This window comes from Pseudomonas sp. AD21, assembly GCF_002878485.1.
Taxonomy (GTDB): Bacteria; Pseudomonadota; Gammaproteobacteria; order Pseudomonadales; family Pseudomonadaceae; genus Aquipseudomonas.
The window spans coordinates 1-22,343 of sequence record NZ_NQYG01000079.1 but is presented as its reverse complement, the minus strand read 5'-3'; the positions used below and the strand labels follow the sequence as shown (position 1 = coordinate 22,343).

Annotated in this window: 23 protein-coding genes; 11 read left to right on the top strand and 12 right to left on the bottom strand. The window is 60.2% G+C overall.

The window, feature by feature from the left end:
- Window positions 1-217: 217 nt before the first annotated feature.
- A complete protein-coding gene (aceK, locus tag PseAD21_RS26780; RefSeq protein ID WP_102358767.1) occupies window positions 218-1,939 on the bottom strand; it encodes a bifunctional isocitrate dehydrogenase kinase/phosphatase in 1,722 nt (573 codons plus the stop codon).
- A gap of 219 nt (window positions 1,940-2,158) precedes the next feature.
- Here aceK and PseAD21_RS26775 point away from each other — a divergent pair, with 219 nt between their 5' ends.
- Window positions 2,159-3,067, top strand: coding sequence for a DMT family transporter (locus PseAD21_RS26775; protein WP_102358766.1), 909 nt, complete (start codon window positions 2,159-2,161; stop codon window positions 3,065-3,067).
- 148 nt (window positions 3,068-3,215) lie between these two features.
- Here the strand turns inward: PseAD21_RS26775 and PseAD21_RS26770 are convergent, their stop codons facing one another.
- A complete protein-coding gene (locus tag PseAD21_RS26770) occupies window positions 3,216-4,082 on the bottom strand; it encodes a DMT family transporter (protein WP_102358765.1) in 867 nt (288 codons plus the stop codon).
- A gap of 411 nt (window positions 4,083-4,493) precedes the next feature.
- Between PseAD21_RS26770 and PseAD21_RS26765 the strand changes: the two genes are divergently transcribed.
- On the top strand, window positions 4,494-5,060 hold the full coding sequence (locus tag PseAD21_RS26765) for a hypothetical protein (protein WP_371859105.1): 567 nt from the start codon (window positions 4,494-4,496) through the stop codon (window positions 5,058-5,060).
- A gap of 35 nt (window positions 5,061-5,095) precedes the next feature.
- The gene (locus PseAD21_RS29820) at window positions 5,096-5,254 is read left to right on the top strand and encodes a hypothetical protein (protein ID WP_177327332.1); all 159 of its coding nucleotides are present in this window, start codon (window positions 5,096-5,098) and stop codon (window positions 5,252-5,254) included.
- 57 nt (window positions 5,255-5,311) lie between these two features.
- Here the strand turns inward: PseAD21_RS29820 and PseAD21_RS26760 are convergent, their stop codons facing one another.
- Together PseAD21_RS26760 and cysK are read right to left on the bottom strand one after the other, a co-directional pair.
- Window positions 5,312-6,250, bottom strand: a complete 939-nt coding sequence (locus tag PseAD21_RS26760) for an aspartyl/asparaginyl beta-hydroxylase domain-containing protein (RefSeq protein WP_102358764.1) — start codon at window positions 6,248-6,250, stop codon at window positions 5,312-5,314.
- Between the two features lie 184 nt (window positions 6,251-6,434).
- On the bottom strand, window positions 6,435-7,409 hold the full coding sequence (cysK, locus tag PseAD21_RS26755; RefSeq protein ID WP_102358763.1) for a cysteine synthase A: 975 nt from the start codon (window positions 7,407-7,409) through the stop codon (window positions 6,435-6,437).
- Window positions 7,410-7,536: 127 nt separating this feature from the next.
- Between cysK and PseAD21_RS26750 the strand changes: the two genes are divergently transcribed.
- From PseAD21_RS26750 to PseAD21_RS26740, 3 genes are all read left to right on the top strand, one after another.
- Window positions 7,537-8,613, top strand: a complete 1,077-nt coding sequence (locus PseAD21_RS26750) for a DUF748 domain-containing protein (protein ID WP_102358762.1) — start codon at window positions 7,537-7,539, stop codon at window positions 8,611-8,613.
- A 227-nt stretch (window positions 8,614-8,840) separates the two neighbouring features.
- On the top strand, window positions 8,841-9,686 hold the full coding sequence (locus tag PseAD21_RS26745) for a MoxR family ATPase (RefSeq protein WP_102358761.1): 846 nt from the start codon (window positions 8,841-8,843) through the stop codon (window positions 9,684-9,686).
- Window positions 9,687-9,698: 12 nt separating this feature from the next.
- The gene (locus PseAD21_RS26740; RefSeq protein WP_064388394.1) at window positions 9,699-10,877 is read left to right on the top strand and encodes a VWA domain-containing protein; all 1,179 of its coding nucleotides are present in this window, start codon (window positions 9,699-9,701) and stop codon (window positions 10,875-10,877) included.
- A gap of 92 nt (window positions 10,878-10,969) precedes the next feature.
- Here PseAD21_RS26740 and PseAD21_RS26735 read toward each other — a convergent pair whose 3' ends face one another.
- The 4 genes from PseAD21_RS26735 to PseAD21_RS26720 form a co-directional block, all read right to left on the bottom strand.
- Complete coding sequence (locus PseAD21_RS26735; protein ID WP_102358760.1) at window positions 10,970-11,893, bottom strand: biotin-dependent carboxyltransferase family protein; 924 nt, start codon at window positions 11,891-11,893, stop codon at window positions 10,970-10,972.
- Entirely contained in the window at window positions 11,890-12,594 is a 705-nt protein-coding gene (gene pxpB / locus PseAD21_RS26730) for a 5-oxoprolinase subunit PxpB (RefSeq protein WP_102358759.1), read from the bottom strand. Before pxpB ends, PseAD21_RS26735 begins: the two co-directional genes overlap by 4 nt.
- Window positions 12,591-13,343: a 5-oxoprolinase subunit PxpA gene (locus tag PseAD21_RS26725; protein ID WP_102358758.1), complete on the bottom strand. Its 753-nt coding sequence runs from the start codon at window positions 13,341-13,343 to the stop codon at window positions 12,591-12,593. Before PseAD21_RS26725 ends, pxpB begins: the two co-directional genes overlap by 4 nt.
- A gap of 78 nt (window positions 13,344-13,421) precedes the next feature.
- Window positions 13,422-14,708, bottom strand: coding sequence for an MFS transporter (locus tag PseAD21_RS26720; protein WP_102358757.1), 1,287 nt, complete (start codon window positions 14,706-14,708; stop codon window positions 13,422-13,424).
- A gap of 158 nt (window positions 14,709-14,866) precedes the next feature.
- On the opposite strand from PseAD21_RS26720, the gene PseAD21_RS26715 reads away from it, so the two are divergent.
- The gene (locus PseAD21_RS26715; RefSeq protein ID WP_102358756.1) at window positions 14,867-15,781 is read left to right on the top strand and encodes a LysR family transcriptional regulator; all 915 of its coding nucleotides are present in this window, start codon (window positions 14,867-14,869) and stop codon (window positions 15,779-15,781) included.
- 146 nt (window positions 15,782-15,927) lie between these two features.
- On the opposite strand, the gene PseAD21_RS26710 is transcribed toward PseAD21_RS26715, so the two are convergent.
- From PseAD21_RS26710 to PseAD21_RS26700, 3 genes are read right to left on the bottom strand one after another with little or no spacing between them, the layout of a single operon-like run.
- The gene (locus tag PseAD21_RS26710) at window positions 15,928-16,470 is read right to left on the bottom strand and encodes a DUF2937 family protein (RefSeq protein ID WP_102358755.1); all 543 of its coding nucleotides are present in this window, start codon (window positions 16,468-16,470) and stop codon (window positions 15,928-15,930) included.
- Window positions 16,471-16,484: 14 nt separating this feature from the next.
- On the bottom strand, window positions 16,485-17,261 hold the full coding sequence (locus tag PseAD21_RS26705; protein ID WP_007969599.1) for a class II glutamine amidotransferase: 777 nt from the start codon (window positions 17,259-17,261) through the stop codon (window positions 16,485-16,487).
- Window positions 17,262-17,277: 16 nt separating this feature from the next.
- The gene (locus PseAD21_RS26700) at window positions 17,278-17,775 is read right to left on the bottom strand and encodes an MFS transporter (RefSeq protein ID WP_102358754.1); all 498 of its coding nucleotides are present in this window, start codon (window positions 17,773-17,775) and stop codon (window positions 17,278-17,280) included.
- Between the two features lie 224 nt (window positions 17,776-17,999).
- On the opposite strand from PseAD21_RS26700, the gene PseAD21_RS26695 reads away from it, so the two are divergent.
- Together PseAD21_RS26695 and PseAD21_RS26690 are read left to right on the top strand one after the other, a co-directional pair.
- Window positions 18,000-20,054 carry a S9 family peptidase gene (locus PseAD21_RS26695; protein ID WP_102358753.1) on the top strand — a complete coding sequence of 685 codons (2,055 nt, stop codon included), beginning with the start codon at window positions 18,000-18,002 and terminating at the stop codon, window positions 20,052-20,054.
- A 275-nt stretch (window positions 20,055-20,329) separates the two neighbouring features.
- Entirely contained in the window at window positions 20,330-20,803 is a 474-nt protein-coding gene (locus tag PseAD21_RS26690) for a cyclic nucleotide-binding domain-containing protein (protein WP_102358752.1), read from the top strand.
- Here PseAD21_RS26690 and PseAD21_RS26685 read toward each other — a convergent pair.
- Window positions 20,800-21,084, bottom strand: a complete 285-nt coding sequence (locus PseAD21_RS26685; RefSeq protein ID WP_102358751.1) for a hypothetical protein — start codon at window positions 21,082-21,084, stop codon at window positions 20,800-20,802. The two genes, PseAD21_RS26690 and PseAD21_RS26685, sit on opposite strands and share 4 nt — an antisense overlap.
- An 80-nt stretch (window positions 21,085-21,164) precedes the next feature.
- Here PseAD21_RS26685 and PseAD21_RS26680 point away from each other — a divergent pair, with 80 nt between their 5' ends.
- Together PseAD21_RS26680 and PseAD21_RS26675 are read left to right on the top strand one after the other, a co-directional pair.
- Window positions 21,165-21,851 (top strand): spermidine synthase, encoded by a 687-nt coding sequence (locus PseAD21_RS26680; protein WP_047598150.1) that lies wholly within the window; start codon window positions 21,165-21,167, stop codon window positions 21,849-21,851.
- 50 nt (window positions 21,852-21,901) lie between these two features.
- A complete protein-coding gene (locus PseAD21_RS26675) occupies window positions 21,902-22,273 on the top strand; it encodes a YajD family HNH nuclease (protein ID WP_064586446.1) in 372 nt (123 codons plus the stop codon).
- Window positions 22,274-22,343 lie beyond the last annotated feature (70 nt).

Below are 22,343 nucleotides of genomic sequence, written 5' to 3'. Positions count from 1 at the left end.
TGTCCACCATGTCTCCGAACACCTGTCCACCATGTGTCCGGTACATACACTCCCGGAGGGAGAGGGGACCGATTGGGGGATGCTGAAGATGTTCAGCGACCTGAAACCGCTTTACCGAATCCATAATCGCCAAGGTCTTCAGGTCGGCGTTTGACCCAAGACACCTCGGCCCCCTCTCCCTCTGGGAGAGGGCTGGGGTGAGGGGCTTTTAAAAGAGCTACTCGTTATCGAGACCTTTGCGTCGATACGGGAAAACATCAATGATTTTCCCCGCCCGAATCGCCTCCTGCAAACCCTTCCAGTAATCGGCGTTGTACAACTCGCCATGCAACTGATCGAACAGTTTGCGTTGCGCCGAATCAGCAAACAGGAACGGCGGAAACTCTTCGGGAAACACATCCAGTGGCCCGATCGAGTACCACGGCTCCGAGGCCATTTCGTCCTCCGGCGTACGCGGCGCGGGGATGTGGCGGAAGTTGGCTTCGGTCAGGAAACAGATCTCGTCGTAGTCATAGAACACCACCCGCCCGTGCCGAGTGACGCCGAAATTCTTCAGCAGCATGTCGCCGGGAAAGATGTTGGCCGCCGCCAGTTGTTTGATCGCCAGACCATAATCCTCCAGCGCCTCGCGCACCTGCGCATCATTGGCGTTTTCCAGATAGAGGTTGAGCGGGGTCATCCGCCGTTCGGTCCAGCAGTGGCGGATCAGCACTGTGTCGCCTTCGACCGAGACCGTCGACGGCGCGACCTCAAGCAGTTCTTCAAGGCACGCCGGATCGAATTTGCTCAGCGGAAAACGGAAATCGGCGAACTCCTGGGTATCGGCCATGCGCCCGACCCGGTCGACGCTTTTCACCAAACGGTACTTCTCGATGACCGTTGCCCGGTCGACGTTTTTCGACGGCGAGAAGCGGTCCTTGATGATCTTGAACACGGTATTGAAGCCCGGCAGGGTAAACACGCTCATGACCATGCCACGCACGCCGGGGGCCATGATGAACTGGTCGTCGGTGCTGGCCAGGTGATTGATCAGCGCCCGGTAGAACTCGGACTTGCCGTGCTTGTAGAAACCGATCGAGGTGTACAGCTCGGCGATGTGCTTGCCCGGCAGGATACGCCGCAGGAACCCGATGAATTCCGCTGGCACCGGCACATCGACCATGAAATACGAGCGGGTGAAGGAAAAGATGATCGACACATCGGCTTCATCGGTGATCAGCGCGTCGATCTGAATTCCGCGGCCCTCACGGTGCAGTAGTGGGATCACCAGCGGCCACTGCTCGTCGCGGGTGTAGATGCGCCCGACCAGATACGCGCCTTTGTTGCGGTACAGCACCGAGGAAAACAGCTCGACGGCCAGTTCCGGATCCTTGCACACCCAGTCCGGCAGGTTCTCGCGCAACTGCGCTTCGAGGCGCTGCAGGTCGCCGGGCAAATCGGCGTAGTCCTCGCTGAAGCGGTAGTCGGCAAAGATGCTCGCGAGCATCGACGACAGCTGGCCTTGCGGCTTGTAGGTGCGGGTTTGCGCAGCCCGGGCGCGGCGCAGGCTCGGACGGGTGGTGTGGATGAACATGCAACCGTCGCTGATCAGGTCATGGCTGAACAGCCCGCAGAAGATCGAGTTGTACCAGGTCTCGGACAGCTCATCATCAAAGCGCAGGTCGATCACGCTGATGTAGGCGCTTTTCACCAGCGGCCAACTACTGACATTCATCAGCGTCTCGTCGTCGAAGTGCTCGCGCAGCCGGGCGATGGTTTCGCCGACCTTTTCTTCGTAGAGATTGATCCGCGCGGCCGACGCGGTCTGCGTCTCCTGCCAGCGCGCCTGCTCGAAGCGTTCGCGCGCGCCATCGGTGATCCGCCGGAAATGCTCGCGGTAATCGTCAAAGCCATCGAGAATCATGCGGGCGATGTCGGTGGCTGGCCATTGCTGCGGCATAGATTGAGACCTCGGCGTGCAAGTGGAAATCTGTGCCTGAGCTTAGCCACGGAACAGGGCACAGGTGAAGTGCAATTTCTGCCAAAAGCCAAGCGCAGGCGTCCGTCGCGGGATTTTTCCCTGGGCAAAGCCGCGTGCGCAATTAAATGCCCGATTAGCGGTTGCCATCGACCGGGCGCTCGGCAACACTCTCGTCCCGATCAAGGAAGGAGTGCCATCGTGAGCGCTGTCGATATTTTCCGCATGCTGTCGCTGGCCGCCATCTGGGGCGCGAGCTTCCTGTTCATGCGCATTATTGCGCCGGTGATCGGCACGATTCCGACCGCATTCTTTCGCGTGTCGATTGCTGCCGTCGGTCTGCTGGTGATTCTCGGCCTGATGCGCATCAGCTGGGATTTCAAGGGCAAACTGAAAACCGTGATGCTGCTGGGCGTGATCAACTCGGGGATTCCGGCGACGCTGTATTCGGTGGCGGCGCAAGTGTTGCCGGCCGGTTATTCGGCGATCTTCAATGCCACCACGCCGTTGATGGGCGTGTTGATTGGCGGGCTGTTTTTCAGTGAAAAGCTCACTGTCGCCAAACTGGCGGGGGTGTTCCTCGGCTTGTTCGGTGTCGGTGTGCTGACGCGTGCAGGGCCGGTGGCCTTCGACATGCAATTGCTGATGGGCGCCCTCGCCTGCCTGCTTGCCACCACTTGTTATGGTTTCGCCGGATTTCTCACGCGACGCTGGCTGGATCATAGCGGTGGGCTCGACAGTCGCCTCTCGGCCGTGGGCAGCATGCTCGGCGCCTCGCTGTTTCTCTTGCCGTTGTTCGGCTACAGCGTGATCACCGCACCCCCGGCAAGCTGGGGTGGGTGGAATGTCTGGCTGTCACTGCTGGGTCTGGGGCTGGGTTGCACGGCGTTCGCCTACATCATTTATTTCCGCCTGCTCAGCTCCATCGGCCCGGTCAAATCGATGACCGTGACCTTCATGATCCCGGCATTCGGCGTGTTGTGGGGAGCGTTGCTGCTGGATGAGCCGTTGTCGATGGCTCACCTGTATGGCGGGGTGTTGATTGCACTGGCGTTGTGGCTGGTGCTGAAGCCTGCGGTGGTGAAGCCTTCTGCCGCAACAGCCCGATGATTTTGCGGCGTTGATCAGTCCGTCTTCACGAGCAAGCCTGCTCCCACAGGGTGATGCGCCATTTTCAAATTGGCGCTGACCCTGTGGGAGCGGGCTTGCTCGCGAAGAGGCCGGACCAGACACTGGAAATGCCTGGCCCGACTTGCGCTTATCCAGCAGATTTACGGAACACAAACGCCAGACCGACAATGATCAACAGCATCCCCAGTACGCTCAACGCCGCCAGACGATTGCCGAAAATCAGATAGTCCATCACTGCCGTCACCGCCGGCACCAGATAGAACAAACTGGTGACATTCACCAGATTGCCCCGGGCGATCAGGCGATACAGCAACAGCGTCGCCAGCACCGACACCACCAGCCCCATCCACAAGACCGGCACGATGAAACCTGCGCCGTGTTCAAAGTGGAACGGCTGAAACGGCACGAAAATCCCGCACAACAACAGTCCGGCCAGGTACTGCACCGGCAGCGTGCCGAGGGGGTTATCGGTGATGCGTTTCTGCATGATCGAGCCCAGAGTCATGCTCGCCAGCGCCAGCAGGCCGAACAGCATACCCGCCCAGGACATCCCGGCCAGACCGATCCCCTGGTAAACCACCATGATCAGACCCGCCAGGCCCAGCGCCAGACCGAACATCCGGCTCGCCGAGCGCTGGCGCTCCATCAGTACCACGGTGAGGATCGGCTGCACGCCCATGATGGTCGCCATCACCCCCGGCGTGACTTTGGTGTTCAGCGCCAGCAGATAGAAAATCTGGTAGGCCCCCAACAGCACCACCCCGGTGGCGATCGCATACAGCATCGGCCTGCCGCCCTTGGGCAACTTCAATTTGAGCAGGGGCGCCAACAGCAGCAGCCCGCAGAGGGCGATCACAAAACGAATCAGCAGAAAGGCAAAGGGCGACGCGTGAGCCAGGCCCCATTTGGAGAAGATCGCCCCACTGCTCCACAGCAGAACGAACAGGCTCGTGGACGTCGCCGCGAGCGCGGACTTTTTCGAAAGGACAAACATGAATACCACCTGTAGTCAGGCAAATAGCCAACTCAGCCGAGGCTGAAATTCAGTAGGTTTTTCTGGCGGGCGCAGGGGTTGGCAGAGAATGCCGATCAGCCCGAAACGCCAACGCCCGGCGGTGATACGACTGCGCACACCGGCGTGCTACTGACAGGTGATGGGTAATGACTGATCTGCCTAGGCTGCTGATTCCCGCACGGCACGACGCCAGCGTTGACCGCTGAATCGACTACCGCGTTGATGAGGGATGCAGGCATTGAGGCTGATCTTTTTTGAGGGGCTGGAAAGTGAATCGCCTGATTCACCAGCGCCGACTATAACCAGCGCCCGACATGGATTGCAACGGTTTGTACAAAGGGCCAGCAGGGACAGGCCGAAGACAGGCGCATAGGCTGATGAGCAAAGGATATGCCCATTGATGGGGAGACAGGGAATGCTCGAGATCACATGCCAAGGGAACGGAGTTATCTGCGCTATCAACTGTACAGATCGCAGGCCAGGAAACAGGCAAGCATCGCCAAAGCTCTATTACAGCTACCAGCGGGACAAGACTTGTCGAAAGTACGCTTCGAACCCATCGATGCCATAGCACTGAACGCGTTTGAACTTTGGGAGAATCCACTTTTTTGCTGGCGAGAGGTTGCCGCATGGAAGTCACGAGAACCCCTGTCCCTGGATATCGCGATCTGGTTTGAAGAACAGCTGTGCGGACTGTGTTTCGTCAATCCGAACAAAAGCCGCCAACGTATTCGAATCGTACGATTGGAGGGGCGGCCCGGAGATTCTCACCCGCTAAAGAATCGTATCGGGACCCTGGCGATGATGGTCATCGATGAGTTCGCCCAAATAATTGGCAGCAACTTCATTGAAGTCCAGGAGCCAATGCAGGGAGCAATTCCTGTTTATACAAAGCTTGGCTTCAAATTTGATTTGGAAGGTCGTCTTGTCCTCGCAGTGGAGAGTAACGTATCGTGAAAACAGTTCAAGTAATGAACAATGAGGGAGGGAGCATGCGCAAATCAGTCAAGAAATCCCCCACCAAGAAAAGATCAATCAAAACGGAAGACAAGATTGTCTCCTCCGAGCTATCAGCCAATCAGCGGCGCTTTCTGCAGTTGCTGATTACAGGCATTGAAGACGAACCCAACGTTCTCGCTGGACGCCGTTGACTCACAGACAATAAAAAACCGCTCATACGAGCGGTTTTTTAGTTATAGCGTCCAGCCTCAACCAAACAGCCAATACCCCAACAGCGTCAGCACCACCACTGCCAGAATTGGCCGCAGGATGCGGTAGGCCTTGGGATTGCGACGTTTCCACTGTTTGACCACGCCGCTGAACTTGTCACTGAAATTCTTGCTCCACGCATAGGCCTGGTTGATCCCGCCGACGCGCTCATCATCAAGGTTCTGCGGAGCGGTGGCACGGCCCAGCCAGGCGCTGATGGCGCGGTTGATGCGGGTCATCAGGCGGTTGCGCAGCGGGCGTTCGACGTCGCAGAACAGGATGACGCGGGTCTGTTCGGTTTCGTTCTTGACCCAGTGCACGTAAGTCTCGTCGAACATCACGTCTTCACCGTCACGCCAGGCGTAGACCTGACCGTCAACGAAGATCCGGCAATCGTCGGAGTTAGGCGTCGACAGGCCCAGGTGATAACGCAGGGAACCGGCAAACGGATCGCGGTGCGGGTTCAGGTGGCTGCCACCCGGCAACAGCGCGAACATCGCGCCTTTGACGTTGGGAATCGCACTGACCAGCGCCACCGTTTTCGGGCACAGGGTTTCGGCCGACGGCAGCGGTTTGTCGTACCACTTGAGGTAGAAACGCTTCCAGCCCTTCTTGAAGAACGAACCGAAACCGGCGTCATTGTTCTTCTCGGCGGCGCGGATGTAGCCCTCGTCGAACAAGTGCATGGCCTCGTCGCGAATGGTTTCCCAGTTGTCGCGCAGCACATCCAGTTCCGGAAACTTGCTGCGATCCAGATACGGTTTGGACGGCACACCGGAGAACAGGTACATCAGGGCGTTATACGGAGCGAACAGCGCCGAGTGGTTGACGAACTGACGCAGGACCGGCAAACGCGCCTTGCCGCGCAAATGCACATAGAGGATGCTGCCCACAAACAGCAGCAACACCAACACCTTGGCGGCTAACGAAAAGGTCATCAACGACTCCTTGAATAAAGACAACGCTGCGCAATGCCCTTTACCCGGCATGGCAGCCGGCCATGATAAACACTACCGGCCTCGGGAAAAACCCGCCCAACCCAAGATTCAGTGTTAAGAATTGCGCAATAAAGCATTTATTAGCATAACGATCCTGAACCCCGGCTGATCTGAATCAATTGGCTTACTGCTGATTCTCCTGTTCGGTGAACAGATCGCTGAACAGCATGCTCGACAGATAACGCTCGCCGGAGTCCGGCAGAATCACCACGATGGTCTTGCCCTGCATCTCCGGGGTCTCTGCCAGTCGCACCGCTACAGCCATTGCTGCGCCGCAAGAGATACCGCACAAGATCCCCTCTTCCTGCATCAATCGCAGCGCCATGGCCTTGGACTCGTCGTCGGTGACCTGCTCAACGCGGTCGACCATCGACAAATCGAGGTTCTTCGGCACGAAACCGGCGCCAATCCCCTGGATCTTGTGTGGGCTCGGCTTGATCTCTTCGCCCGCCAGCGCCTGGCTGATCACCGGCGAGGACACCGGCTCCACCGCCACCGACAGAATCGGTTTGCCCTGGGTATTCTTGATATACCGCGAAACGCCGGTGATGGTTCCGCCGGTGCCGACGCCAGCCACCAGTACATCCACGGCGCCATCGGTGTCGTTCCAGATTTCCGGACCGGTGGTTTTTTCGTGAATCGCCGGGTTGGCCGGGTTATCGAACTGCGATGGCATGAAGTAGTTGTCGGTATCGCTGGCAACGATTTCGGCAGCCTTCTCGATCGCGCCTTTCATGCCCTTGGCTGGTTCAGTCAGGACCAGTTCTGCACCCAGCGCCTTGAGCACCTTGCGCCGCTCGATACTCATCGAGGCCGGCATGGTCAACATCAACTTGTAGCCACGGGCCGCCGCGACAAAGGCCAGGCCGATGCCGGTATTGCCGGAGGTCGGCTCGACGATGGTCATGCCCGGCTTGAGTTTGCCGCTGCTTTCGGCATCCCAGATCATGTTCGCGCCGATCCGGCACTTGACCGAATAACCGGGGTTGCGCCCCTCGATCTTGGCCAGGATGGTCACGCCACGCGGCGCGATGCGGTTGATCTGCACCAACGGCGTGTTGCCGATGGAATGGGCGTTGTCAGCAAAAATACGGCTCATGGCTGGGTCCTTATGCAGCGTTGAATTCAGCCTTCCACGGTATGCCTGTTGCCTGACGCAGTCCAGTCAGGTCGAACGTCTGCGCCGCGCAACAGTCAATCGCTTACATCGTTCGGGAATTGCCGCCATGAAGCGTCGCTATAGCTGGCCATTAGGGATTTTTGCCGTCGTCGTTGTGGTGCTGGTCGCCCTGCACATCGCCCTGCCCTACGTGGTACGCGACTACCTGAACGACAAACTGGCGGACATGGGCGATTACCGGGGTCAGATCACCGACGTCGATCTGGCCTTGTGGCGCGGGGCCTACAAGATCAACGGGCTGAAAATCGTCAAGGTCGACGGCAAGGTGCCGGTGCCGTTCGTCAACGCACCGCTGATCGATCTGGCGGTCAGTTGGCACTCGCTGTGGTACGACCATGCCGTGGTGGCGCAGGTGAAGTTCTTCAATCCCGAGGTCAACTTCGTCGATGGCGGCCCCAACAAGCAGAACTCCCAGACCGGTAAAGGCACCGACTGGCGCGCGCAACTCAGTAAATTGCTGCCGATCACCCTCGACGAGGTGCAGATTCACGACGGCAAAATCAGCTTCCGCAACTTCAGCTCCAATCCACCGGTGAACATGAATGCCACCAAGGTCGAGGCCAGCATCTACAACTTGACCAACGTGGTCGACAAACAGGGCAAACGCGATGCCCGCTTCGAAGGCAAGGCCCTGCTCCTGGGGCATGCACCACTGGAAACCACCGCCACCTTCGACCCGCTGAGCAATTTCGAAGACTTCCAGTTCCGCCTGCGCGCCCGCGACATCGAACTCAAGAGCATGAACGACTTCGCCTCGGCCTACGGCAAGTTCGACTTCAATGCCGGCCACGGCGACGTGGTGATCGAAGCCCAGGCGAAAAAAGCCCAGGTCAACGGCTACATCAAGCCGCTGCTGCGTGACGTCGACGTTTTCAACTGGCAGCAGGACGTGGAAAACAAGAACAAGAGCATCTTCCGCTCGGTCTGGGAGGCACTGGTGGGCGGCACCGAAAACGTGTTGAAGAACCAGGCGAAAAACCAGTTCGCCACCAAAGTCGAACTCAGCGGCAACGTGCACCAGCAAAATATCAGCGCGTTCGAAGCGTTTTTGCAGATTTTGCGCAATGGCTTCATCCAGGCCTTCAATGCGCGGTATGAGCGGCCGAAGCCAGATGCGGGTTAGTTTTTGACGTTTGGGCTGCTTCGCAGCCATCGGCGATGAATCCCCTCGCCACCAGGGCGATGTCTGGCCCCGGGCCGAAACCGAGTCAACATGTGACGCCCCATTCAGAGACTGAATAAGCCGTCTGCGTTCACAGTCGACCGGGCTGCGCGTTATAGTCGGGGCATCCGATTTTTTCGCCCCCGCCCTGCCCGTGCAGGTCGGCGTTACCGTTCGAGGATTAGCAGATGAAGTTCGAAGGCACCCAGGCCTACGTCGCCACCGATGACCTGAAGCTGGCGGTCAACGCCGCCATCACCCTGGAGCGGCCGCTGCTGGTCAAGGGCGAACCAGGCACCGGCAAGACCATGCTCGCCGAGCAACTGGCCGAATCGTTTGGCGCCAAGCTGATCACCTGGCACATCAAGTCCACCACCAAGGCTCACCAGGGTCTGTATGAGTACGATGCGGTCAGCCGTCTGCGCGACTCGCAACTGGGCAACGAAAAAGTCCACGACGTGCGCAACTACCTGAAGAAAGGCAAACTCTGGGAGGCTTTCGAGTCCGAAGAGCGGGTCATTCTGCTGATCGACGAGATCGACAAGGCCGACATCGAGTTCCCCAACGACCTGCTGCAAGAACTCGACAAGATGGAGTTCTACGTTTACGAGATCGACGAGACCATCAAGGCCAGGAAGCGCCCGATCATCATCATTACCTCCAACAACGAGAAAGAGCTGCCGGACGCCTTCCTGCGCCGCTGCTTCTTCCACTACATCGCCTTCCCGGACCGTACCACCCTGCAGAAAATCGTCGACGTGCACTACCCGGATATCAAGAAGGATCTGGTCAGCGAAGCGCTGGACGTGTTCTTCGACGTGCGCAAGGTGCCGGGCCTGAAGAAGAAGCCGTCGACCTCGGAACTGGTCGACTGGCTGAAGCTGCTGATGGCCGACAACATCGGCGAAGCGGTACTGCGCGAACGTGATCCGACTAAAGCCATTCCGCCACTGGCCGGCGCGCTGGTGAAGAACGAGCAAGACGTGCAATTGCTTGAGCGTCTGGCGTTCATGAGCCGTCGCGGCACCCGCTAAGAGGCTGCTGCCATGTTGCTCAACCTGTTCAATGAAATGCGTGCAGCCAAGGTGCCGGTGTCGGTACGCGAGCTGCTCGACCTGATCAACGCGCTGAAACAGCGCGTGACCTTCGCCGACATGGACGAGTTCTACTACTTGTCGCGGGCGATTCTGGTGAAGGACGAACGCCATTTCGACAAGTTCGACCGCGCGTTCGGCGCCTACTTCAATGGCCTGGAAAAACTCGACGACCACCTGCAGGCGCTGATTCCCGAAGACTGGTTGCGCAAGGAGTTCGAGCGTTCGCTGACCGATGAGGAACGCGCGCAGATCCAGTCCCTCGGTGGCCTGGACAAGCTGATCGAAGAGTTCAAGAAGCGTCTGGAAGAACAGAAGGAACGCCACGCCGGCGGCAACAAATGGATCGGCACCGGCGGCACCAGCCCGTTCGGCTCTGGCGGTTTCAACCCGGAAGGCATTCGGGTCGGCGATGCCGGCAAGCGTCAGGGAAAAGCAGTCAAGGTCTGGGATCAGCGCGAGTACAAGAACCTCGACGACTCGGTGGAACTGGGTACGCGCAACATCAAGGTCGCTCTGCGTCGTCTGCGCAAATTCGCCCGTCAGGGTGCGGCGGAAGAGCTGGACATCGACGGCACCATCGACCACACCGCGAAGGACGCCGGCCTGCTGAACATCCAGATGCGTCCCGAGCGACGCAACACGGTGAAGCTGTTGCTGCTGTTCGACATCGGCGGCTCGATGGACGCGCACGTGAAGATCTGCGAGGAGCTGTTCTCGGCCTGCAAGACCGAGTTCAAGCATCTGGAGTATTTCTACTTCCACAACTTCGTTTATGAATCGGTGTGGAAGAACAACATGCGCCGCACCTCCGAGCGCACCTCGACCCAGGATTTGCTGCACAAGTACGGCGCCGACTACAAAGTGATCTTCATCGGCGACGCCGCCATGGCGCCCTACGAAATCACCCAGGCCGGCGGCAGCGTCGAGCACTGGAACGAAGAGCCGGGTTATGTGTGGATGCAGCGCTTCATGGAGAAGTACAAGAAGCTTATCTGGATCAATCCATATCCGAAGGACACGTGGGGCTATACCTCGTCGACCAATATCGTGCGGGATTTGATCGAGGATCAGATGTATCCGTTGACGTTGCGTGGACTTGAGGAAGGGATGCGGTTTTTGTCCAAATAATTTTCGCTCTCCGAACGGACGCCATCGCGAGCAGGCTCACTCCCACATTTGGAATGCATTCCCCTGTGGGAGCGGGCTTGCTCGCGAAGCTTTCAGTTATCTCTGAAACGCCGCAAATACTCGACATGCTCGCGGTGCGCGACGTCCTGCACCACCGGCCGCAACCGCACCTGCACCCCCGGCAGACACTGCGCCAGCCGCGCCAGCGCCAATGGCGTCAATGCCCCCAACCGCGGATAGCCGCCAATGGTCTGCCGATCATTGAGCAGCACAATCGGCTGCCCGTCCGGCGGCACCTGCACCGCGCCCAAGGGAATGCCCTCGGAAATCATCGGCCGGCCCTGATACTGCAACGCCGTGCCCAACAGCCGAATGCCCATGCGATCGGCGCGACTGTCGAGCGTCCACGGACTGTTGAACACATCGAACAGGCTCTGCCCGCTGAACTGGCCGATCTGCGCGCCAAGCACCAGATCCAGCGGCGTATTGAGTTTCAGATCCGGTCGCAGCGCTACCGGCACTTCACGCACCTGCAGCGTTTCGCCGCGATAGCTCAGCGTCGCCCCTTTGGTCAGCGGCAATCCCAGACCATCAAGTCCACCGAGTTCTTCGCGCACCACCGTGGCGCTGCTGCCCAGCACCTGCGGCGCGTCGAAACCACCGGGGGCCGCCAGATAAGCGCGGGCACCGAGCCGTGGTTGGGGGAACTGCAACGTCTGCCCTTTACGCAGTTTGAAACTGCGCCACGACGCCAGCGCCTGCCCATCGATCTGCGCGCCAAGATCGGCGCCGGCCAGCGCCAGCACGCAATCCTGCTGCGCAACCACGGCAAACCCGCCGAGGGTGATTTCGATTACCGGCACATCCAGGCCGTTACCCAACAACCAGTTGGCCCAACTCATCGAACTCCAGTCCGCCGCGCCGCCCTGGGTCACGCCCAAATGGCGCACACCAAAGCGTCCGGCGTCCTGCAACAAACACAACGGTGTACTTGCCTCAATCGTCAGTCGGCTCATGCCTGCGCCTCCAGCGGCGTATCGTCGCCGCCCAGACGGATGAATTCGGCGTGACTGACCGCTTCGAAGCGCACCGTGTCGCCGGGTTGCATCAGGCTGTAGCCGTCACGATGGCGGTCGAACAGTTTCGCTGGCGTGCGGCCGATCAGGTTCCAGCCGCCGGGCGATACCACCGGGTAAGCGGCGGTCTGCCGTTCGGCGATGCCGACACTGCCGGCTGCAACTTTCTTGCGCGGGGTGTTCAAGCGTGGTGCCGCCAGAATCTCTTCGACCAGGCCCATGAAGGCAAAGCCCGGCGCAAAGCCGAGAGCGAACACCTGATATTCGCGGCCACTGTGGCGACTAATCACCTCCTCCACTGCCAGCCCACTGCGCTCAGCCAGCAAGCTCAATTCCGGCCCGACACTGAGGTCATACCAGACCGGCAACACGTGACATTGGCCGCTGCTTCGCACATTTGGCGACAAATCAATCAGCGCCTCAGCAATCAATTCCCGCGCCTGATTCGGGTTCAAAACCGTCAAATCGTAATGCACCATCAGCGTGGTGTAGGACGGCACCAGATCAATCAACTGCGCGCCGAACGCCGCCCGCAAACGCTCACTGGCGGCGAGCATCCACGGCATGTTGGCTTCAGCGATTTCATCGAACAGGCGCAGCATCAGGCAGTCCAGGGCTACCACTTCAATCCGTGGGTTCATGGCGCACTCTGCTGATTCAGGGCCTCACGAATGCGTTGCACGGCGGCCACCGAACTGGCGTTGTCGCCATGCACACACAAGGTGTTGGCCTGCAGATGCAACGCGCTGCCGTCGCTGGCAACGAGGTCACCGCCACGGGCGATGGTCAGGGCCTGTTCGATGATTTTTTCCGGATCGTGGAGCACCGCGCCCGGCAGTTGCCGCGAAACCAGTTTGCCGGCGCTGTCGTAGGCGCGGTCGGCGAAGGCTTCGAACCACAGGGTCACGCCGTATTCGTCACCGAGTTGTTGCGCCGCCGAGTTGTCGCGGGTGGCCATCAGCATCAGCGGCAAACTGCGATCGTAAGCGGCGACGGCCTGAATCACCGCACGCAATTGCGCCGGATTGGCCATCATGTCGTTGTACATCGCGCCGTGGGGTTTGACGTAGCTGACTCGCCCACCCTGTGCCCGGCAAATGCCGTCGAGCGCGCCAATCTGGTAATGCAGGATGTCTTGCAGCTCCTGCGCGGAATACGCCATGGAACGACGGCCGAAACCGACCAGATCCTGATAGGCAGGGTGCGCACCGATCTGCACGCCATGGCTCAGGGCCAGGCTGACGGTTTTGCGCATGATGCCTGGGTCGCCGGCGTGGAACCCGCAGGCGACGTTGGCGCAGTCGATGAAGGGCATGACCTCGGCGTCCAGACCCAGGGTCCAGCTGCCGAAACTCTCGCCAATGTCGCAATTCAATAACAGGCGGCTCACGGTAAACACTCCTGTAGCTTCTTGTCTTTCTATCCGTAGGACAAATGCCCGTTGGGCACTGCCCCCGCAGGTTATCAGTTACTGCGCATCCAGTTGCTTGCCGCGGGTTTCCGGCAGGCTCAATGCCGCGATAATCACCACCCCGTACGACACCGCCGCGAACGCACCGATGCCCACGCTCAACGGCACTGTCTGGCTGAGCAGACCGATCAGCAGTGGAAACAACGCCGCCAGCGCCCGGCCGATGTTGTAGCAGAAGCCCTGCCCCGAACCGCGAATCCGCGTCGGAAACAGCTCGGTGAGAAATGCGCCCATGCCGCTGAAAATCCCCGAGGCGAAGAAGCCCAGCGGAAAGCCCAGCCACAGCATCACGCCATTACTGACCGGCATCTGCGTGTACAACAACACGATGGTGAACGAGCCAACCGCGAACAGGATGAAATTCTTTTTACGCCCCAACAGGTCAGTGAGATAAGCGCTGATCACGTAGCCGACGTAGGAACCGACAATCACCATCGCCAGATAACCGCCGGTGCCGAGCACACTCAAACCACGTTCGTTCTTGAGGAAGGTCGGCAGCCACGAAGTGATCGCGTAATACCCGCCCAATGCGCCGGTGGTCAGCAAGGAGGCGCGGAGCGTGGTGAAAAGCATGCCAGGGGCGAAGATCTCGTAGAACTTTGCCGGGTTTTCCGGAGTTTGCGCGGCCTTGGCTTCGCGGTAGATCTCGGGGTCTTTCACCAGACGACGGACGAATATCACGAAGATCGCCGGAACGATGCCGAGGATGAACAGCGCACGCCACGCGTCTTCCGGCGGCAGTACCGAGAACAGCAGCGCATACAGAATCGCCGTCAGCCCCCAGCCCAGGGCCCAGCCGGATTGCACCATGCCCACCGCTTTGCCGCGATCCTTGGCGCGGATCACTTCACCGATCAGCACCGCGCCGGCGGTCCATTCGCCGCCGAAGCCGAAGCCCATCAGGGTGCGGGCGATCAACAGTTGTTCGTAGCTCTGGGCGAAACCGCAGAGGAACGTGAAGAAGGCAAACCACAGCACCGTCAGTTGCAGCGTGCGTACGCGGCCGATGCGGTCGGAGAGAATCCCCGCCACCCAGCCGCCGATGGCCGAGGCGATCAGGGTGCTGGTGTGAATCAGCCCTGCTTGCCCGGTGGTGATGCCCCACATGGCAATCAGGGTCGGCACCACGAAACTGAGCATCTGCGTGTCCATGCCGTCCAGGCCATAGCCGATCTTGCAGCTCCAGAAGGTGCGACGCTCTTGCTGATTGATGTTGCGATACCAGTCGAACGGGCCGGGACGGGCCGTATTCTTGGGGAGGTCGAGGGTGTCGGGCGCACGCATGGCAAGTCTCCGCAGGCTTTTATTGGTCTTGTTCGAAGTTCCGACGACGCCTATCGTGGGAACCGGATACGCCGATTTTTGGGCGCGTCGCCCTGCTGCGTCCAACGAATAAAAACCCGCCTTAGGCATAAGAAAAATTTGTCACCCGAGCCGTTGCCATGAACCTGAAGTTTCTCGAGACCTTTGTCTGGGTCGCCCGGCTGAAGAGTTTTCGCCTGACCGCCGACAAGCTGTTCACCACCCAGGCGTCGATTTCCAGCCGCATCGCAGTGCTCGAAGGCGAGCTGGGGGTGAAGCTGTTTCTGCGTGATTCACGCGGCGTCAGCCTGACGCCCGAAGGCTTGAAAGTGCTGGATTACGCCGAGCAGATGCTCGACACCATGCAGGCGCTCAAGCAATCGATCGAGACCCGTTCGAGCAAGGTCGGCCGGGTGCGCATCGGCGTGATGGACACGGTGATTCACACCTGGCTCAGCCCGTTGGTGGCGCAGATGACCGACCTGTACCCGCGAGTGGAAATCGAGCTGGTGGCGGATACTTCGCTCAACCTCTGCGATCAGTTGCAAAAAGGCTTTCTCGATCTGATTCTGCAAACCGACCTGGTGCGCCACGAAAGTGTGCGCAGCCTGGAACTGGCCAGCCATCCGCTGGGCTGGATCGTCGCAAGCAACTCGATCTACAACCGCAACTACGCCGACCTCGGCGAGCTGGCGCAGGAACGGATCATCACCTACTCGAAAAACTCCCGACCGCATCAGGACCTGCTCGCACTGATGCAAGCCAACGGCGTGCCGGCGCCACGTCTGAACTGCGTGAACTCGGTGTCGGCGATTACCCGGTTGTTGCGTGACGGTTTTGGTATTGGCGTGCTGCCACCGGTGCTGGTGGCCGAGGAACTGGCGCGGGGTGAACTGACCCTGCTCGACATCGACCAACGCCCGCCGAATCTGCAGGTGGTGGTGTCGTGGCGGGTTGGCGTGGAGTGGGTCGAGGAGATGGTGACGTTGTGTCAGCAGGTGCTGGAGGGATATGCGCGCAAGGTCGGTGAAAAGTACATCACCCTCACTCCGTAATCACACCTGTGGTGAGGGGATTTATCCCCGATGGGCTGCGCAGCAGTCCTGAAACCTGAGCAAGCAGGTTTATCTGACACACCGTTGAGGGCCGCTTCGCGCCCCATCGGGGATAAATCCCCTCGCCACAGAGAGCTTTGCAAGCTTTAGAGGCCGCGCACGTCGCGGTCTTCAATCGGCCGGCTCTGACGCAAACGTCGGCCGCCCAGCACCACCCAGTCAATCAGACGAATCAGGCACTCGATGCCGAACGACAGCAGCAACGCGCCACTCATGCCCCAGATCATCGCTTCCGGGGTCAGCAGGATCTGGTAGCTGTAGCCGTTCCAGGTTTCCTTGCGAATGTCCGGATCAGCGGCCAGCACCACTTGCAGGAAGCGGATGTACCACGGGCCCTGCATGGCCTGGAACTGTTTATCCAATGCGATCTGGCGGTTGAGCAAGGTGCTCAGGCTGTCAGCATCGCTGCGAAACACCGGGTCGTCGCTGGCGCGGTAATGCGCGACCAGTGCCTGCAAGTCGCCCTTGAAGAACTGCTCGGCAGTGCCCTGGAAGCCACGCAGACCGTTCTGCGCTTCGATCAAGTGGGCTTCGACGCGTTTGGCGTAATCGTTGATGAAACCCGGCACCTGGACACCGATCAACAGGCCCGCCGCAAACAACACCAGCCGTAGATAACTGAGCAACATCGAGGAGAGATCCTTTATTCGGTCGTGCCCTGGCTGACGCATTCGCCGCGCCGCCACAGACTCCATTGGCCCGGTTGGTAACGGGTCCAGGTTTCATTTTCGGTCAAAGGCTCGGTGGCGATCACCGTGACCACGTCGTTGGGTGTGGTTTCTGCCTGGAAATCGACGATCACATCGACATCCTTGAGCCGCGCCGGGCCGAACGGTGCGCGCCGGGTGATCTGTGCCAGTTTGGTCGAGCAATAGCAGAACAGCCAGTCGCCATCGCTGAGCAGGCAGTTGAATACGCCTTTGCTGCGATATTCGGCGCAGGCGGCGACCAGATCCGGCAGCAGCACTTCTATATCGACCGGTTCCGGGAATGCTGCACGCACGCGGTTGAGCAAATCGCAGAACGCCGCTTCGCTGTCGGTGTCCCCCACCGGGCGGTAGAAACTCTTGATCGGGGTGAAGTCGGCGAGCTGGCCGTTGTGCGCGAAACACCAGTTGCGCCCCCACAGTTCGCGCACGAACGGGTGGGTGTTGGACAGACAAACCTTGCCGACGTTGGCCTGGCGGATGTGGCCGATGACCACTTCGCTCTTGATCGGATAACGCTGCACCAGATTGGCGACTTCCGACTCGCTGCTGGCGGCCGGGTCCTGAAACAGGCGCAAGCCGCGGCCCTCATAGAAGGCGATGCCCCAGCCGTCGCGGTGCGGGCCGGTACGCCCGCCGCGCTGCATCAGGCCGGTGAAGCTGAACACGATATCGGTCGGCACGTTGGCACTCATGCCCAGTAATTCACACATGTGCGGACTCTCGGGATTACAGACGCGGCTCGACGCGCATGCGCTGCGGATTGTTCGGCACCGGCGGACGACCGTAGCGGTTATCGCCGGCAGCACCGAACGGCTGATCGTCGTCGCGATCATCAGCACGCGCCGCGGCTTTGGCGGCTTCAGCCTGCTCGCGACGGCCGCGGGAGGCGCGTTCGATCGGGAAGCGGATCAACACGAAGATCAGGTAGATGCCGAAAGCGATCATGCCGTACATGAACAGGTCGGAAATCGCCCGCCAGGCGTTGTTGCCGACCTTGAAGGCCAGATCCAGCGCGGTGATGGCGATCGACGGCGCGACCTTGGCCTTCACCGGGTCAATGATGGTCGGGCTGAACAGCAACACTGCCATCAGCAACCGCAGCGGCTCGCGCAGCCAGCGCCACATCCAGCGGGTCAGGCGCATCCATACCAACAGGCAGCCCACAGCGGCAAAGGCGTAGAGGCCCCAGGCGATCAGATAGTCGTTCTCGGTCATGGTGTCCATGGCAAGGCAGGCAAAGAGGCGCTTATAGTAACGACTTTTCGCCCGCCAGGCTTGTCCCAATAGACACACGACCTGTGGGAGCGAGCCTGCTCGCGAATACGGAGTGTCAGTTAAAACATTGTTGTCTGACCCACCGCTTCGCGAGCAGGCTCGCTCCCACAGGTGCTGCGGCGGTTTCACGATCCGCGAAAACCTTTATTCCGAACATTGTCCGAGAGCCTTCCATGCCCCAATCCGCCCACGTCAGCAGCGCCCCGATCGCCCACAAGGCTGCCGGTGCCGACCCGTATGCCTGGTTGCAGGAGCGCGACACCGACGCGGTGCTCGACTACCTCAAGGCCGAAAACGCTTATCAGGAAGCGCAAACCGCTGATCAGGCCACCCTGCGCGAAAGCCTGTTCGAAGAGATCAAGGGCCGGATCCTCGAAACCGACCTGTCCCTGCCCTCGCCGTGGGGCCCGTACCTGTATTACACGCGCACCACCGCTGGCGACGAATACGCCCGCCATTACCGCTGCCCGCGTCCCGCCGACGACAGCCTGACCCTCGACGAAAGCCGCGAACAATTGCTGCTCGACCCGAACGTGCTGGCCAATGGCGGCTTTTTCTCCCTCGGCGCGTTCAGCATCAGCCCCGACCATCAGCGTCTGGCCTACAGCGTCGACGCTTCGGGCGACGAGATCTACACGCTGTTCGTCAAGGAACTGGCCAACGACAAGGTCAGCGAACTGGAGTTCGAGGACTGCGACGGCAGCATGACCTGGGCCAACGACAGCCTGACCCTGTTTTTCAGCGTGCTCGACGACACCCACCGTCCGTACAAACTGTTTCGCTATCGCCTCGATGGCACGGCGGCCGAAGAGGTGTTCCACGAGCCGGACGGGCGTTTCTTCCTGCATTGCTACCGCGCAAGCTCCGAGCAGCAATTGCTGCTGACCCTGGGCAGCAAGACCACCAGTGAAGTCTGGGCGCTGGATGCCCATCAGCCGCACCTGCCCTTCACCTGCCTGGCGCCACGGGTCGAGGATCACGAATACGACGTCGACCACGGCATGCTCGATGGCGCGTGGACGTGGTTCATCCGCACCAACCGCGACGGCATCAACTTCGCCCTGTATCAGGCGCCGGACACCGGTGTCGCGCCAAGCGAAGCCGACTGGCAGAACCTGATCCCGCACAGCGACACCGTGATGCTCGACGGCGTGACCCTCAACGCCGAGGCCATGACCCTGAGCCTGCGCGAAGGCGGTTTGCCGGTCATCGAAGTCCACCCGCAGGGCCTGACGCCGTATCGCGTGCAACTGCCGGACGCGGCCTACAGCCTCTACGTGCAAAACAGCCTGGAGTTCGAGAGCGATCGCATCCGCCTGCGCTATGAGGCGTTGAACCGTCCGGCACAGGTACGCCAGTTGATGCTGGCCACCGGCGAGCAAACCGTCCTCAAAGAGACCCCGGTGCTTGGCCCGTTCGACGCCGACACCTACATCAGCCAACGCCTGTGGGCCACCGCGCCGGACGGCACGCAGGTGCCGATCAGTCTGGTGATGAAACGCGAAATGGTCGGCAAAGCGGTGCCGCTGTACCTGTACGGTTATGGCGCTTACGGCTCCAGCCTCGACCCGTGGTTCTCCCATGCACGCCTGAGTCTGCTGGATCGCGGCATGGCCTTCGCCATTGCTCATGTGCGGGGCGGCGGCGAGCTGGGCGAAGCCTGGTATCGCGCCGGCAAGCAGGAACACAAGCACAACACCTTCAGCGACTTCATTGCCTGCGCCGAATTCCTGATCCTCAACGGCATCACCACCGCCGAGAAACTGGCGATCAGCGGCGGCAGTGCCGGTGGTCTGCTGATCGGTGCAGTGCTCAATCAGCGCCCGGACCTGTTCGGCGTGGCGATTGCCGAAGTGCCGTTCGTCGACGTGCTCAACACCATGCTCGACCCGGAGCTGCCGCTGACCGTCACCGAATACGATGAATGGGGCAATCCCGAAGAGCCAGACGTCTACGAACGGATCAAGGCCTATGCGCCGTACGAAAACGTCACCGCGCAGGCCTATCCGGCGACGCTGGTGATCGCCGGCTACAACGACAGCCGCGTGCAGTACTGGGAAGCGGCCAAGTGGGTGGCGAAACTGCGTGCGACCAAAACCGACGATAACCTGCTGCTGCTCAAGACCGAACTGGGTGCCGGACACGGCGGAATGAGCGGGCGTTATCAGGGATTACGTGACGTAGCGCTCGAATATGCATTTGTGCTCAAGGTTTTGGGGCTGGCCTGAGGAACTCCGTCGGTCACTTGGGTCTTAATTCCAGACTCAAGGGGCCGATACCCCACAGATCCCGTGTAGGAGTGAGCCTTTGTGGTGAGGGGATTTATCCTCGATGGGAGGCAAAGCCGCCCCAAATCTGCAATGCGATTCTTTCAGACAGACCGCATTAGCTGGTTTGCGACTGCTGCGCAGTCGATCGGGGATAAATCCCCTCACCACAGGCTCACTCCTGCAAGGAACCGTGTTAAGCCTGGAAACCGTGAAAACAAAAAGACCGCAATGACATGTCAGAACCCACTCTACTGAACAACGAAATTCGCGACTGGCTGATGGACTGTGGCCTGTTCGATCAATTGCAACTGGCGGACTTTGCCGCGGCCTCAGGCTACTTCAGCATCAGCACTGTAGCCGAGGGCGAAGCGATCTTCCGTGAGGGCGATGCCGGCAGTTTCATGTGCATCCTCCACACCGGCCAAGTCGCGGTGCAAAAGACTGGCCCCGACGGCCAGGTCATCACCATGGCCACCCTGCGCAGCGGGCGGGCGTTCGGGGAAATGGCGGTGCTCGATGGCGAACGGCGCTCGGCCACCTGCATCGCCGCGAGCAACTGCCAGTTGCTGAACCTGGGCAAGGACTCGCTGGAAAAGATGCTCAACGACGCACCGAAGATCGCCGCGAAGATCATCCGCGCCCTCGCTGTCTCCCTGTCCAAACGCCTGCGCATGGCCGACGGTCAACTGGCGGCGCAGCAGATCTAGCCGCCGGGGGATTTGGCCTTGGTACCGCCCGGTTCGATGCCCGGCACCGGTTGATCCTTGCTCGGCGGGCTGGGCATTTCGATCGGCACCAGCGGCGGACTGCCACTGCCCGCACCTGACTTGGGAATGCTGATCGGGGTGATTTGCGGATACGGCGTCGGCGTGGCGGTACCGGGCGACCCGGGTTGCGGCGTCGGGCTGACCGGAATGGTCTGCTGCGCCTGCACTGCAGTAATCGAGAGCGCGGCCAGGGCAATGACCGTTAGAATGGTGCGCTTCATCAAGGGCTCCGTTTGGCCTCTAGTCTGCGCTCAGGCTACTCCCAACGGGCCTGCTTGCCTTCCCCCTTGTAGAGATTTCCATGAAACGTTTCGTTCTGCTCGACACCACGCCGATCCCTGACAACGGTGGCGCCCTGTGCCTGTTCGAGTATGGCGAGGATTTCGTCATCAAGATCCAGGGCGGCGACGGCGGGCAATTGATGAACACGCGCATGCACGGTTCCGAAGATGCGCTGGCCGAGATTCCTTGCCGCAAGGTCGCTGGACGACCGAATTCGCGGGTGCTGATCGGCGGTCTGGGCATGGGCTTTACCCTCGCCTCGGCGCTCAAGCATCTGGGCAAGAGCGCCGAAGTGGTGGTCGCCGAACTGGTGCCGGGCGTGGTGGAATGGAACCGTGGGCCGCTGGGTGAAAAGTCCGGTCGGCCGTTACTCGATCCACGCACGGTGATCCGTCAGGACGACGTGGCCAAGGTGCTGCAAAGCGAGCCGAATGGTTTCGACGCGATCATGCTCGACGTCGACAACGGCCCCGAAGGCCTGACGCAGAAGGCCAACAGCTGGCTGTATTCCGCTGCCGGGCTCAACGCCTGCGCCAAGGCCTTGCGGCCCAAAGGCGTGCTGGCGGTATGGTCGGCCAGCGCTGACCGGCAGTTTTCCGACAAATTGAAGAAGGCCGGTTTCAAGGCTGAAGAAGTCCAGGTCTTCGCCCACGGCAACAAGGGCACCCGTCACACGATCTGGATTGCCGAGAAGCTCAAGGGCTGAGCTAAACTGGCGTCATAACCGTCATTAGTCTTTTTTACAAAGGTGAACCCATGAGTTCGTCCACCCCGACCAACACGTCGAAGCTCGATCGCATCCTTGCCGACAACCAGCGCGACAAGGAAATGGGCTACCGCGACAAGGCCCTGAAGATGTACCCGCACGTGTGTGGCCGCTGCGCCCGTGAGTTCTCCGGCAAGCGCCTGAGCGAACTGACCGTGCACCACCGCGACCACAACCACGACAACAACCCGCAGGACGGCTCGAACTGGGAGCTGTTGTGCCTGTACTGCCACGACAACGAACACTCGCGCTACACCGACCAGCAATACTTCGACGACGGCTCGCTGAGCACACCGAAGATTGCCAAGGCGACGCACAATCCGTTTGCCGCCCTCGCCGGTTTGATGAAGAAAGAAGACTGACCATCTTCATTGGCCGCACGGGCCCCATCGCGAGCAGGCTCACTCCTACATTTGAAATGCGTTCCCCTGT